We start from the raw sequence: 13,631 nt of genomic DNA on the forward strand, positions 1-13,631 counted from the left end.
GTGACGATCCGACAACCAGCTGCCGGGCGGGTGGCCACCCGCCCGGCAGAAACAACTATCTCATATTTTGATCATCCAAGAAGGTGCCCGAAGGGTTCAGGTGCAACGAGTTGCACCGGGGATGAGGGGGCCACCCGCACGACGTCAGCCTAGGCTATCCCCCCACAAAAACCTACCAATTCCACCGCCGGATCACCGGCTCGGTCAAATCATGCTCATAGCCCAACACGCTCACGCTCGCCGTATCCAGCACGAAATGCGCCCCGCCTTCCGGCGGCAGCCCCAGCCAGCGGGCGGCGAGCACGCGCAGGAAGTGGGAGGAGGAGAAGATCAGGATTGGGGCGTTGACAGAGCGGATCGCCGTGATGATACGGTCGGCGCGGGTGCCGACGTCGGCGGCCTTCTCGCCATCGGGGCAGCCGTCGCGGAAGAGTTGCCAGCCGAGCCGTTGAGCGAGGATTTCCTTGGTCTTGACGCCCTCGTAGGCGCCGTAGTCCCATTCGGCGAGGTCGTCCTTGACCACCATCCGCTCGCCGAACCCGGCAAGGCGGCAGGTGTTGCGGGCGCGCCCAGATGGGCTCGACCAAACTTCGGCGACGGCCAGGCCCTCAAGGCGCGGCCCCAGCCGTCGGGCGGCGGCTTCGCCGTTTTCCGTCAGCGGAATATCGCTGCGGCCGGTGTGGCGGCCCGACAGGCTCCATTCCGTCTCGCCATGGCGCACCAGCGTGATCTCGGGGTAGGCACGGCTCATCTCGCAACCCTTTCAAAATGAAACAGCCGGGACGAAGAAGGCGGAATTCGCCGCGCCTTCATCATGGTGTCAGAGAATGATCTTTTCGAGCGGCCGGCGCGTTGCCTCGAATTCCTTCAGCTTCGCTTCGTTCCGCGCGATATAGTCGCGATTGTCGGGGGTGGAATACTGGTTCTTGGAGATCTGGATCTGCATGATGAAGAGTTCGTCCCAGCGGAAGCCTATTTCGGAGCCCGCCAGATAGAACTCCCACATGCGGAAGAAGCGTTCGTCATAGAGCGCCACGGCCTCGGCCTTGCGCGCCACGAAGCGCTCGCGCCAGTGGCGCAGCGTGTAAGCGTAGTGCAGCGGCAGAACCTCGACGTCGCGCACCAGAAGGTTCGCCTTTTCGATGGCCGGCAGCGTTTCGCCGATCGAGGGGATGTAGCCCTGCGGGAAGATGTACTTCTCGATGAAGGCGTTGGTCGCGAAGCTCGGCTTCGGCCGGGCGATCGAATGCAGGACCATGACGCCGTCATCGGCCAGCAGCTCATGGACCTTGTTGAAGTACCTGGGGAAATTTCCGATGCCGACATGCTCGAACATGCCGACGGAGACGATGCGGTCGAACTTTCGCCCCTTCAGCAGCCGGTAGTCCTGCAGCTCGAAGCGGACGCGATCGGCAAGACCGCGCTTTTCAGCACGCTCGCGCGAGATCTTTAACTGCTCCTCGCTGAGCGTGATGCCGGTGAAATCGACACCATCGGTGGATTCGGCCAGATACATGCCCATGCCGCCCCAGCCGGAGCCGATCTCCAGCACGCGCTGGTTCGGCTCGAGCAGAAGCTTGGCGGCGATGTGCCGCTTCTTGGCGACCTGCGCCTCCTCCAGGCTGATGCCGGGCGGATTGTAATAGGCGCAGGAATATTGCCAGTCCTCGTCGAGAAACAGCTCGAACAGCTTTTCCGAGAGATCGTAGTGATGGGCGACGTTGCGCTTGCTGTGGTTGACGGGCAGACGGCTCTTCAGCTGCTGCAGGGCGATGCGGCCAATCAGCAGGGCCGCCATCGGGATGTCGAAGATTTCGTTGGTGGTGTTCTGTTTCACCATGGCCAGGAAATCGTAGATGTCGCCCTGTTCCAGAATGAACCGGCCATCCATGTACATTTCGCCGAGCTTGAGGGTGGGATCGCGGCGGATGAGCCGCTCCGCTTCCTCGTCGGCGACGCGGGCGACGACCAGATCTCCGGTGCCGTCCCCGATTGCATGCGTCTCGCCATTGGCGAGCGTGAGTTTCAGATTACCCTTGCGGATGATTTTCTGGACGATCGATAAGAAAGCCGACGCCATAAGGTAGGCCTCGCAATGTGACAGGATAGTCCGATCAACTTAGGCCGTCCTTCCTGCCTTACAAGCGCCGTATTTCACACCTCGGCACGAAGAGCGCCGAAGTGTGACATTTCTGCAATGGCTGTTTGTAAGCCCTTATTTTCGCTTCATGGCCTCGGCAAGTGCTGCCCCGAACGCGCCCTGGCTCTCCTGCTTGGGGCTCGACGAACGCCGCTCGTTGCCGCCGCGAGGGGCTGGATTTGAACGGGTTTCGCCGCGTGGCGCAGGTGCCGCGGCGCCGTCGTCCTTGCGCATGGAAAGGGCGATGCGCTTGCGCTTGGCATCCACCTCGACGACGCGAACCTTGACCACATCGCCGGCTTTCACAACTTCGTGAGGATCTTTGACGAAGCGGTCGGCAAGCTGCGAAACGTGCACCAAACCGTCCTGATGGACGCCGATATCGACGAAGGCGCCGAAGGCGGCGACATTGGTTACCGTTCCCTCAAGCGTCATGCCCGGCTTCAGGTCGGAAATCTCGTTGATGCCCTCGGCGAAGGTCGCGGTCTTGAAGCTCGGGCGCGGGTCGCGGCCGGGCTTTTCCAGTTCCGACAGGATGTCCTTCACCGTCGGAAGGCCGAACTTGTCGTCGATGAACTGGCGCGGATCGACCGATTTCAGCACCGCGCTGTCGCCCATCAGCGTGCGCAGGTCGCGGCCGCAGGCGGCGACGATCTTCTTGGCGACGCCATAGGCTTCCGGATGGACCGAGGAGGCATCGAGCGGCTCCTTGCCGTCGCGGATGCGCAGGAACCCGGCGCATTGCTCGAAGGTGCGCTGGCCAAGGCGGGCGACCTTCAGGAGATCGCGGCGGGTCTCGAAGCGGCCTTCCTCGTCGCGGTGTTTGACGATGGCTTCGGCGATCGATGCGCCGAGGCCGGAGACGCGCGACAGGAGCGGTGCGGAGGCGGTGTTGAGATCGACGCCGACGGCATTCACGGCGTCTTCGACCACGGCATCGAGCGAACGCGACAGCTTCTGCTGGTCGACATCGTGCTGATACTGGCCGACGCCGATCGACTTCGGCTCGATCTTGACGAGCTCGGCCAGCGGATCCTGCAGGCGGCGCGCGATGGAGACGGCGCCACGCAGCGACACGTCGAGATTGGGGAATTCGGCGGCGGCGGTGGCCGACGCCGAATAGACCGAGGCGCCGGCTTCCGAGACGATGACCTTGGTCGGCTTCGCGCCCGGCAGATCGGCCAGCATGTCGGCCACCAGCTTTTCGGTTTCGCGGCTGCCGGTGCCGTTGCCGATCGAGATCAGCTCGACATTATGCTTGCGGATCAGCGAGGCGAGCTCGATCTGGGCGCCGCGCACGTCGTTGCGCGGCTGGAAGGGATAGACCGTCGAGGTCGCGACCACCTTGCCGGTGGCATCGGTGACGGCGACCTTGACGCCGGTGCGGATGCCCGGATCAAGGCCCATGGTTGGCCGCGAGCCGGCGGGGGCCGCGAGCAGCAGGTCCTTGAGATTGCGGGCGAAGACGTGGATCGCCTCTTCCTCGGCGCGTTCGCGCAGTTCGCGCATCAGGTCGAGCGACAGCGACATGGAGAGCTTGACGCGCCATGTCCAGCTGGCGACTTCCATCAGCCAGCGATCGCCGGGGCGGCTGTTGCCGATCTCGTAGGCGGCAGCGATCATGCGCTCGACCGGCTTGTTCGGCGAGGCAGTCTCGGCGTCGGCCTCAATCGTCAGCGTCAGCACTTCCTCGTTCCAGCCGCGCAGCATGGCGAGCGCGCGGTGGCCGGGCGCCGTCGCCCAGCGTTCGGAATGGTCGAAATAGTCGGAGAATTTTTCGCCCGCCGTCTGCTTTCCATCCACCACCCTGGCCTTCAACAGGGCGGCACCGCGCATATGGGCGCGCAGCTTGCCGAGAAGGTCGGCATTTTCGGCGATGCCTTCGGCAACGATATCCCGGGCGCCTTCCAGCGCCGTCTTCACATCGGGAACGTCGGCGGTGACATAGGCTTCGGCCAGCGTCGCCGGCTCCTTCGAACGGTCGGCGAGGATCGCTTCGGCGAGCGGACCGAGGCCACGCTCGCGGGCGATCTCGGCGCGGGTGCGGCGCTTCGGCTTGTAGGGCAGATAGAGATCCTCGAGCTCGGCCTTGGTGGCGGCGCCCTTGAGCCTTGCCATCACCTCGTCGCTCATCTTGCCCTGGCTCGAGATGGACTCCACGATCGTATCGCGGCGGGCTTCGAGCTCGCGCAGATAGACCAGGCGTTCGGAGAGATCGCGCAGCTGCGTATCATCCAGCCCGCCGGTCACTTCCTTGCGGTAACGCGCGATGAACGGCACGGTTGCGCCCTCATCCAGCAACTCGATCGCGGCCTTGGCCTGCTCGGGCCGGGCATTGATCTCGGAGGCGATGACTGCGGAGAGCATGCGGATATCAGCGGCCATGATGGTTCCTGCGTTTCAATTGAGGTGGCGGACCATAGCGGCGAAAAGCGGCAAGGCAAGGATGGAGATGGGTTTCCACAGCGGAAGTGGGTGGTTGGAGGGATGCATTGCCCAAGGATGTCGTGCGCCAGAGTAACCCACCTTTCACGGTGGCATACTAGTGTCAGGTCCGCTGACTAGAACCCGCGCTCATTCAAAACTCACAGCACCATCGCGGGCGGCCATATCGAAGGCTCTGCGCCACTCTTGAAACAATTCGTAAAATTCGACATCGCCGACAGTCCCTGCCGCTTCATCGAAAGTAGCGAAATCTGCTGATAGCTTCTTGCTCACCGATGCCCCGATCACACCTTCACTGTCAGAGAAGTTAATTAACTCCCAAAACGGCCCGGCAGTGGCGACCCACGCACCAAAGGCGTGCTGAGATTGTTCCGTGCCGTTGATTTCAAGGCGGGTTTCCGGATATCCGGCAAGCTTCGCAAGCATCTCCCGCCACTGGTTGTAGCCGCTATAAGACCCTGCCTTAAAGCTGAAGCTGTCGACAGCGTCGTAGACGCAGTGATCTTCGATATCACGAGCACGGTCGGGAAATGCAGGGTTGATGAACGCAATCAGAGCATTCTCGGGGATGTCCACGATCTCCTGCTGCTGGTTGTAAACGTCGCCGTCGATGAATTTTAGGCTCGTGTTTTTTGCAAGACCTTCGTAGGCGATAATGTCGAGACCCATCAGCTTTTTCCTTTAAAGTACATGCGCTTACAGCGAAGCTTTGCTCTATAAACAATTCTACCAATGCGATTACAAATCGAAATCTCATAACCTTATGGTGGCTTTCAATCAAGCCTCTCGACGGCCGCTAACAACGCAGGCACTTTCGCTCGAATGCAGTACGAGCCATGAACGCGCAGGCAGGCGCGTTGCACGGAACAAAAATGTCCAGAGGCTGCGGGAAAAACCTCGGCAAATTATTGTCTCAAGATACCCTTGTCTGCTTTTGCAGCTTGTATATCTGCGCCATTCTTTGCTAGCAGAGGCGACCGTTTTCAGACCCGCAAGGTAGCGCCTTCCCCGTGGAGGCAAGGAAAGTGTCATGCCCGATCTGCTGTTAGAACTCCGCTCCGAAGAGATCCCGGCCCGCCTGCAGCGCAAGGCTGCCGGCGATCTGAGGAAGCTTGTGACCGACGCGCTCGTCGAGGCGGGACTTTCCTACGAGGGCGCGCGGGAATACTGGACGCCGCGCCGGCTGACGCTCGACATTCGCGGGCTGACCGCCCGCTCCGCCGATGTGCGCGAGGAACGCAAGGGCCCGCGCACCGACGCCAACGAAAAGGCGATCGAAGGCTTTTTGCGCGCGGCCGGGCTGACCTCGATCTCCGAGGCGCAGGTGCAGAGCGACCCGAAGAAGGGCGATTTCTACGTCGCGATCATCTCCAAGAGCGGCCGCGGCGCCGAGGAGATCATCGCCGAGGTGATGCCCGGCATCATCCGCGACTTCCCCTGGCCGAAGCCGATGCGCTGGGGCAAGGCCTCGTCGCAGCCGGGCTCGCTGCGCTGGGTGCGGCCGCTGCAGTCGATCGTCTGCATGTTCGGTCCAGAGCATGAGGAAACGACGGTCATCCCGTTCGAGATCTCCGGCATCGTCGCCTCCAACATCACCTATGGCCACCGCTTCCATGCGCCCGAGGCGATCACCGTCAAGCGCTTCGACGATTATGTCGCGAGCCTTGAGAAGGCCAAGGTCATTCTCGACGCCGAGCGCCGCAAGGACATCATCCTGCACGACGCGCGCGACGTCGCCTTCGCCAACGGCCTCGAACTGGTCGAGGACGAAGGGCTGCTGGAAGAGGTCTCCGGCCTCGTCGAATGGCCGCAGGTGCTGATGGGAAGCTTCGAGGAAGCCTACCTCTCGATCCCGTCCGAGATCATTCGGCTGACGATCAAGACCAACCAGAAATGCTTCGTCACCCGCAAACCGGGCGAAGAAACGCTTTCGAACAATTTCATCCTCGTCTCCAACATCGAAGCGAGCGATGGCGGCAAGGAAATCATTCACGGCAACGGCAAGGTCGTGCGCGCCCGTCTTTCCGACGCGCTGCACTTCTGGAAGCGTGACCAGGGCGACCTGCCGGATCTGGAAACGCTGGAGGCTTCGGCCAAGAAGTTCGGCCTCGACCTGAAAAAGCCGCTCGACCAGCGCATGGCCAAGCTCGATGCGCTCAACGTCACCTTCCATGCCAAGCTCGGCACGCAGGGCGAACGGGTCGAGCGCATCCGCGCCATGGCCGCCAAGGTCGCCTTCCCCGCCGGCGCCGACTACAAGCTGGTCGATCGCGCGGTCGTTCTCGCCAAGGCGGATCTGCGCACCGAGGCCGTCGGCGAATTCCCCGAACTGCAGGGCGTGATGGGCCGCAAGTACGCCGTTCTGCAGGGCGAAGAGGGCGTGGTCTCGACCGCGATCGAGGAACACTACAAGCCGCAGGGCCCATCCGACCAGCTGCCGCAGGACAAGGTGGCGATCACGGTGGCGCTTGCCGACAAGCTCGACACGCTGATCGGCTTCTGGGCCGTCGACGAGAAGCCGACGGGCTCGAAAGACCCCTTCGCGCTGCGCCGCGCCGCTCTCGGGGTCATCCGCATCATCCTCGAGCGCGGCGTGCACCTGACGCTTCTGCCGCGCATCGTCAGCCACATGGCGCGCATCGACATGGATATCGGCAACACCGTTGCCGCCGAAGACATGTCGCGCCAGCTCGACCTCTTGTCCTTCTTCCACGACCGCCTGAAGGTCTATCTGCGCGACCAGGGCGCGCGCCACGACCTGATCGACGCTGTCCTGACGCCCGAGACCGACGACCTGCGCATGGTCGCCCGTCGAGTGGAGGCGCTGACGGCCTTCGTCAGCTCCGAGGACGGCAAGAACCTGCTCGCCGGCACCAAGCGCGCCGTGCAGCTGCTGGCCGCCGAGGAGAAGAAGGGCACCGTGGTCGCCGATGGCGTCTCCGAGGCGCTTCTGAAGCTCGACGCCGAGAAGGAGCTGTTTGCCGCGATCAAGACGGTTTCGGCCGAGGCATCCGGCGCGATCGAGAAGGAAGACTTCCGCTCGGCGATGGCTGTTCTCTCGACACTGCGCGCGCCCGTCGATCGCTTCTTCACCGACGTGCTCGTCAACGACGAGGACGCGGCGATCCGCGCCAACCGCCTGGCGCTGCTGCGCCTCATCCGCGAAGCGACCGGAACCGTCGCCGACTTCTCGAAGATCGCCGGCTGATCCCTCTCAGCCGACAATGCCCAGGGTGATCACCGCCAGGACCGCGTAACGCGCGGTCTTGGCGATCGTCACCAGAAGCAGAAAGACCGGCAGCGGCTCCTTCATGACGCCGGCAACGACGGTGATGGGATCACCGATCACAGGCACCCAGCTCGCCAGCAGCGACCATTTCCCGTAACGCCGATACCAGCGCTGCGCCCGATCCAGCGCCGCCTCCTTCACCGGAAACCACCGCCTGTGGCGAAAGCGCTCGATGCCGACGCCGAGGAGCCAGTTGACCAGCGAGCCGAGAATATTGCCGACGCTGGCGACCACGACGAGCAGCAGCGCCGAATATTTCCCGGAAAGAATAAGCGCCACCAGCCCCGCCTCCGACTGCGCGGGGAGAATCGTGGCGGCGACGAAGGCGATGGCGAAGAGGCCGGCATAGGCCGCGAGGGTGGTCATGTCGCGCTGGTCTCGACGATCTGCATGCTGGGCCTTTCAAATGGCGACGGTTGGCTTTTGGGTTTTCATGATCATGTTGCGAGGCTCGACGCAAGCGTTGGGGCGGTTGAAATTAGTAACATATATGATACCATATAAGCATGAAGATCCTCGAATATCTGGATGAGGATGGGTCGAGCCCTTTCGCGCTGTGGTTTGCCGGCATCGAAGCACGCGCTGCATCGAAGGTCGCCATTGCCTTGACGCGCATGCAGGCCGGCAACCTCTCGAACGTCAAGGGCGTCGGATCCGGATTACTGGAATACAGGATCGACTATGGACCGGGCTACCGCATCTATTTCGGCCGCGATGGCGACCGGTTGATCATTCTTCTGGCAGGCGGAACGAAGAAACGGCAGCAGTCCGACATCGCAACAGCACTCGCCCGTTGGATCGATTACAAGCAAAGAAGGGGCCGTTGAGATGCCTTTGACGCGCGATTTCAAGGAAACAATCAAAGCCCGCGCAGCCGATGATGCGGCTTTCCGGGCGGCACTGCTGACGGATGCCGTGGAACTGCTGCTATCCGGCGATGTCGAGACCGGCAAAGCCGTACTGCGCGATTTCATCAATGCCACAATCGGCTTCGAGAAGCTTGGCGAACTTGTCGACACACCGGCGAAGAGCCTGATGCGGATGTTCGGCCCGAAAGGCAATCCGCGCGCCGACAATCTCTTCGGCGTGATCAGCCGCCTCCAGGAGGAGACCGGCGTCCATCTGGCGGTTGCGGCGGCTTGAGGCTGGGTCTGGCTGCATATGGCGCTGTTCTCGGCAGGGTCCATTCAAGTCGAGCCAGCCTACACGGCAGCAGATGCTCGGGACGAGCCCGAGCATGGTGTCGGAGGGTGGGCGCCGCCTTTGGTAAGCCATTGAGAAAAAATGGAATTCCCCATTCTCGACGTCCATTCTCGGCCTCGTGCCGAGGATCTAAGCACGTCTCCAGGAATGAACGTGGATGGCTCTCCCGCCAAGTCACCGCGCCACTGATCGCCGCCTCCAATAAACGCGAAACAGCCGCCGGATCGCTCCGGCGGCTGTCGTCATCCAATCGCACGTCGCGAGGCTTATGCCGCGCGGCGGGTCTGCGTGGCGCCGTACTCGGCCTGGGTGCCGACGCGGAAGCCGCGGATCAGGTTGAGGAGATCGTCGGTGTCGCTGGCGAGCGATTCCGCCGATGCCGTGGTTTCCTCGGCCATGGCTGCGTTCTGCTGGGTGGCGGCGTCGAGCTGGTTGATCGACGAGGTGATCGCGCGTAGCGTCGTGTCCTGCTCGGAGGCGCTGTGGGCGATCTTCGAGACGATGTCGTTGGCGGCCTTGATCTGGTCGGAGATGCGCTTCAGCGCCTCGCCGGCCTCGCCGACGAAGCGGACGCCCTGTTCGACCTGACCAGAAGAGCGGGCGATCTGATCCTTGATCTCCTTGGCGGCGGCGGCCGAGCGCTGGGCCAGCTCGCGGACTTCCTGGGCAACGACGGCGAAGCCCTTGCCGCTCTCGCCGGCACGCGCGGCCTCGACACCGGCGTTGAGCGCAAGCAGGTTGGTCTGGAAGGCGATGTCGTCGATGACGCCGATGATCTTGCCGATTTCCTCGGAGGATTTCTCGATGCCGCCCATCGCCTCGATCGCCTGGGTGACCACGGCGTCGCTGCGGCTCGCCTCGGTGCTGACCGAGTGGACGCGCTGGCTTGCCTCGTGGGCACCTTCGGCGGTCTGGCGCACCGCGACGCTAAGTTCGTCGAGCGCGGCGGAGGTTTCCTCCAGGCTCGCGGCCTGGCGCTCGGTGCGCTGCGACAGCTCGTTGGAAGCGCGGCGGATCTCTTCCTTGCTGACGGCGATATCGCCGCCCTTGACCGAGACCTTGGACATGGCGGCCTCGAGATGGCCGAGCGCATCGTTGAAGTTGTCGCGCAGAGCGGCGTATTTCTGGCCGAGATCGGCGCAGCGGACCGTCAGGTCGCCGCGGGCGATCTGCTCCAGCGCCTGGCCGATGGTGGAGACCACATGGGCCTGCACGGCGGTTTCGTCGCGCTGCAGACGCTGGTTGTTCTCGCGCTCGCCTTCGAGTGCCATCTGCTGGGCGGCTTCGCGCTCGGACATGGCATGGCGCTCGCGCACCTTTTCCTGCAGCGACTTGGTCGCCTTGGCCATCATGCCCACCTCGTTGTTCATGTCGGTGTGGGGGATGGCGATCGTGACGTTTTCCTCGGCAACGGCCTGGAGTGCGGTGTGGATGCGCGTCAGCGGGCCGGAAATGCTGCGAACCACGTAGAAGGCGGCGGCACCGCCGAGAAGCAGCACAAGGAGACCGCCCGACAGCGCCTTGAAGATGTCGGCGCGTACCTGCGCGTCGAGATCGTCGAGATAGACGCCGGTCGCGAGCACGACCTGCCATGGCTCGAACGCCTTGGTGTAGACTGCCTTGCGGAACTGCGCATCGGCCGCCTCGCCCGGCTTCGGGCCGTAGAAATCGACGATGCCGCCACCGGCGCGACCAACCTTGACGATCTCGTCGCGGTAGGGCTTGCCGCGGCTGTCGGGCGAGCCCTTGCTGCTCTTGCCGAGCTTCGGCGTGTCGTAGGTGATGCGCATGACGACGTCGTAGTCATAGCCGATGAAATAGCCGTTGGGCTCATAGCGGATCGCGGAAAGCTGCTTGTAGGCCAACGCCTGCGCCTGTTCGCGCGTCAGTTCGCCGGATTTTTCGCGGTCGTAATATTGCTGGATGATGGAAAGCCCGGATTCCACCTGCGTACGCAGCATCTCGCTTCGCTGGAAATAGATCGCATCGATCGAAGAGCGTATCTGCAGGTAGGAGGCGGCGCAAAAGGCCACCATCAAGCCGGCGACGAGCAGAAACAACTGCCTGGAAATTCTGAGATTCCTCATAAGGCCTCGCAACATGTGTCGGGTGACATCATCCGGCGCGGTATCCTACCGCGTATGCGTCGGCGACATCGCGTCGACGCTGGTACTGCTGCGAAAACTCATGCGGCTACCGGTCGTGGCTAGAAATGGCCGGTTTCTTATAAGAAACCCTTAACCACGGGGTAGATGTTCGCCCAAACCCGGCGTCGGCCCATAGACGGGGCGACAGTCCAGTGCCTCGCGACATAAAAAATGCGCCCCTGCTTCTCTTCAGGAGCGCATTTCATCCACCCTTTCGAGGTGGAACCCCAGATGACCAAAACCTTGGACGGGAGGGGCAGGGAACTTTAAATCAGAGCCGAAGCTTGAAATTAGAAACGTCGAGCGGGCGCGTTTGTTCCGCCTGATGCCCGGCGACGCCAGCGGCAACCGGCTTCACGTTGCCGCCGATGACCGCCGAGGTGGTGGCCATGTCGACGCCATCCGCGCCGTTAACGACAGGCGCGGCGGCAGCCACCGACAATGCCGGCGCCTTGGTCACGAAGACGACCGGCGAACCGCCCATCCAGCCTTCGGTGCGAAAGAGCTTCCTTTCACCATCGACGTCGCGGATCTGCGACTGCTCGAGCGTGCCACTGGCGAGCGTCGGAACGATGTATTCCTTTTTCGCTTCCACGACCTGAAGCGGCGGGCATGTGACGCAGCGCATCGTCATGATACTGCTATTGGCCGAGACCGCCTTGGCGCCGACCACGTCGATCGACGACGCCATGGCGGAACCCGCCATCAGCGCGCCAACGACACCCATCAAAACCTGACGCCCCATAAAAACCTGACGCATGGAAACACTCCGTCTAACCTTGAACACAGGTTTAGCGCGGCTTTATTTCCATCCCGTCAGAGGAAAGGGTAAAAGTTTATGGAACTGACCCGAATCCGGCGCGCGATTACGCTTTTTCGCGCTTGATCGCCTGCCAGCCGATGTCGCGACGGCAAAAGCCGTTGTCCCACTCCACCTGATCGAGCAGCGCATAGGCGCGCGATTGCGCCTCGCCGACCGTCTTGCCTGTCGCCGTGACGTTCAGCACGCGGCCGCCGGTGGCGACCAGGCCGCCATGCTTCAGCGCCGTGCCGGCGTGAAACACCTTGGCGCCCTCGCCCGCTTCCGGAATGGACGTGATCGGCGTGTTCTTGTCGTAGCCGCCGGGATAGCCCTTCGACGCCATGACGACCGTCAGCGCCGGATCGTCGCTCCATTCGGCGGTGACCTTCTCCAGCGTGCCGGTGGCGGTCGCATAAAGGATGGGGAGCAGATCGCTCTTCAGGCGCATCATCAGCACCTGGCATTCCGGATCGCCGAAGCGAACGTTGTATTCGATCAGCTCCGGGCCCTTCTTGGTGATCATCAGTCCGGCGAAGAAGACGCCGGAGAAGGGATAGCCGCTTTCGGCCATGCCGCGCATGGTGGGCTCGATGATTTCCTTCATCGTGCGCTCGACCATCTCAGGCGTCATGACGGGGGCGGGAGAATAGGCGCCCATGCCGCCGGTATTCGGGCCGGTATCGCCCTCGCCCACGCGCTTGTGGTCCTGGGCGGTGGCGAGCGCCAGCGCGTGCTTGCCGTCGCTCAGGCAGAAGAAGCTTGCCTCCTCGCCGTCGAGATAGGCTTCGACCACGACCTCGGCGCCGGCGGCACCGAACGCGCCTTCGAAGCAGTCGTCGACGGCGGCCAGCGCCTCATCGACGGTCATGGCAACAGTCACGCCCTTGCCGGCGGCAAGACCATCGGCCTTGACGACGATCGGGGCGCCCTGCTCGCGGATATAGGCCTTGGCCTTGGGGGCGTTGTTGAAGCGCTGGTAGGCGCCGGTCGGGATATCGTAGCGGGCGCAGATGTCCTTGGTGAAACCCTTGGAGCCCTCGAGCTGGGCGGCGGCGGCGGACGGGCCGAAGACGGCGAAACCCTCGGCGCGCAGACGATCGGCAACACCCGCCACCAGCGGCGCTTCCGGGCCGACGACGACGAAATCGATCGCATTGTCCTTGCAGAAGGCGACGACGGCGTCGTTGTCCTCGGTGTTGACGGCGACGAGCGTCGCGTGCTCGGCGATGCCGGGATTGCCGGGGGCGGCGTAGAGCCTGGTGAGCTCGGGCGATTGCGCCAGCTTCCAGGCCACTGCGTGCTCGCGTCCGCCCGATCCGATCAACAGAACCTTCATGCCCGTCCCTTTCCAGTTTGTGTGTGGCGGTTAAGCGGCTGGAGCGGAAAGGTCAAGCGGGAATGGGGTAGCTGACCTTTAGCGATGGCGTTTGGAGCCCCCTCATCTGCCTGCCGGCATCTTCTCCCCACGGGGAGAAGGGACTTCTTGGCAGGCCGCTCGTGTCACTCTCCCCCTTCTTGGATGATCAAAATATGAGATAGTTGTTTCTGCCGGGCGGGTGGCCACCCGCCCGGCAGCTGGTTGTCGGATCGTCACCTTCTCAGCCG

General features: G+C 63.0%; 11 protein-coding genes. 3 read left to right on the forward strand and 8 right to left on the reverse strand.

All coding sequences use genetic code 11. The features are described from left to right. Window positions 1-172 precede the first annotated feature (172 nt). The 4 genes from GGQ67_RS24400 to GGQ67_RS24415 all read right to left on the reverse strand — a co-directional run bounded on the left by GGQ67_RS24400 (window position 173) and on the right by GGQ67_RS24415 (window position 5,254). Window positions 173-751, reverse strand: a complete 579-nt coding sequence (locus GGQ67_RS24400) for a histidine phosphatase family protein (RefSeq protein ID WP_183902696.1) — start codon at window positions 749-751, stop codon at window positions 173-175. 69 nt (window positions 752-820) lie between these two features. Next, a complete protein-coding gene (locus GGQ67_RS24405; protein ID WP_183902697.1) occupies window positions 821-2,080 on the reverse strand; it encodes a cyclopropane fatty acid synthase in 1,260 nt (419 codons plus the stop codon). 135 nt (window positions 2,081-2,215) lie between these two features. Then, window positions 2,216-4,525, reverse strand: coding sequence for a Tex family protein (locus GGQ67_RS24410; protein ID WP_183902698.1), 2,310 nt, complete (start codon window positions 4,523-4,525; stop codon window positions 2,216-2,218). A gap of 189 nt (window positions 4,526-4,714) precedes the next feature. Continuing rightward, window positions 4,715-5,254, reverse strand: coding sequence for a hypothetical protein (locus GGQ67_RS24415; protein ID WP_183902699.1), 540 nt, complete (start codon window positions 5,252-5,254; stop codon window positions 4,715-4,717). A 361-nt stretch (window positions 5,255-5,615) separates the two neighbouring features. Between GGQ67_RS24415 and glyS the strand changes: the two genes are divergently transcribed. After that, window positions 5,616-7,793: a glycine--tRNA ligase subunit beta gene (gene glyS, locus GGQ67_RS24420; protein ID WP_183902700.1), complete on the forward strand. Its 2,178-nt coding sequence runs from the start codon at window positions 5,616-5,618 to the stop codon at window positions 7,791-7,793. A gap of 6 nt (window positions 7,794-7,799) precedes the next feature. Here the strand turns inward: glyS and GGQ67_RS24425 are convergent, their stop codons facing one another. Then, window positions 7,800-8,240: a YqaA family protein gene (locus GGQ67_RS24425; RefSeq protein WP_183902701.1), complete on the reverse strand. Its 441-nt coding sequence runs from the start codon at window positions 8,238-8,240 to the stop codon at window positions 7,800-7,802. Between the two features lie 140 nt (window positions 8,241-8,380). Between GGQ67_RS24425 and GGQ67_RS24430 the strand changes: the two genes are divergently transcribed. Beyond that, window positions 8,381-8,701, forward strand: a complete 321-nt coding sequence (locus GGQ67_RS24430; protein ID WP_183902702.1) for a type II toxin-antitoxin system RelE/ParE family toxin — start codon at window positions 8,381-8,383, stop codon at window positions 8,699-8,701. 1 nt (window position 8,702) lies between these two features. Beyond that, window positions 8,703-9,017: a transcriptional regulator gene (locus tag GGQ67_RS24435; RefSeq protein WP_183902703.1), complete on the forward strand. Its 315-nt coding sequence runs from the start codon at window positions 8,703-8,705 to the stop codon at window positions 9,015-9,017. Window positions 9,018-9,343: 326 nt separating this feature from the next. Here GGQ67_RS24435 and GGQ67_RS24440 read toward each other — a convergent pair whose 3' ends face one another. From GGQ67_RS24440 to purD, 3 genes are all read right to left on the reverse strand, one after another. Next, a complete protein-coding gene (locus GGQ67_RS24440) occupies window positions 9,344-11,164 on the reverse strand; it encodes a methyl-accepting chemotaxis protein (protein WP_183902704.1) in 1,821 nt (606 codons plus the stop codon). 331 nt (window positions 11,165-11,495) lie between these two features. Further along, complete coding sequence (locus GGQ67_RS24445; protein ID WP_183902705.1) at window positions 11,496-11,984, reverse strand: plant virulence effector HPE1-like domain-containing protein; 489 nt, start codon at window positions 11,982-11,984, stop codon at window positions 11,496-11,498. A gap of 106 nt (window positions 11,985-12,090) precedes the next feature. Continuing rightward, the gene (purD, locus tag GGQ67_RS24450) at window positions 12,091-13,362 is read right to left on the reverse strand and encodes a phosphoribosylamine--glycine ligase (protein WP_183902706.1); all 1,272 of its coding nucleotides are present in this window, start codon (window positions 13,360-13,362) and stop codon (window positions 12,091-12,093) included. Between the last annotated feature and the right edge of the window lie 269 nt (window positions 13,363-13,631).

The organism is Rhizobium metallidurans (assembly GCF_014196505.1).
GTDB classification, from domain to species: domain Bacteria; phylum Pseudomonadota; class Alphaproteobacteria; order Rhizobiales; family Rhizobiaceae; genus Rhizobium; species Rhizobium metallidurans.